General features: G+C 69.5%; 1 pseudogene. It reads left to right on the forward strand.

The annotated features are described in order from the left end of the window. Window positions 1–201: 201 nt before the first annotated feature. A pseudogene (locus tag ACWELQ_RS38085) lies at window positions 202–492 on the forward strand (hypothetical protein); the annotation flags it as partial.

Consider the following 492-nt stretch of genomic DNA (forward strand, 5'->3'; position numbering starts at 1 on the left):
ACCCATCCGTGAGCTGAGGCGCGCGAGCCCGATTCGGGCTCGCGCGTTCGCATTTCAGGCGCGTGAGCCGGGAAGTCGGAGGCGGCGGTCATCGGGGCGGTCGGCGTGACGGGGTGCGAAGTGCGGTAAACCCGTGGCCGCAGGGGCGGGGTTCGCGCATTCTGGAGGGCGGGTGTCGTTGGCTGTGAGGAGGAGTTGGTCGTGGGTGAGGCAGATTTCGGACCGGTGGCCGGTCGTGTCGGGTTGCCGTTGACGGCGGCGCGGTTCGCGCGCGCCAGTGACCGGTTGGCCGAGTGCGCGGTGTTCTATCGCGAGATCCTCGGGCTGACACCGTTGTTCGAGTTCGCCGATCATGCCGAGTACAGCGGGTTCGTGTTCGGGTTGCCGGACGCCTCGGCGCAGCTGGAGTTGGTGCGCCTCGACGGCGCGGTGCCCGAGCGGAGGCCGGATGCCGAGGACGCGCTGGTGTTGTATCTGCGCGAGGATGCGGGC

The sequence above is a fragment of the Nocardia sp. NPDC004722 genome (assembly GCF_053601505.1).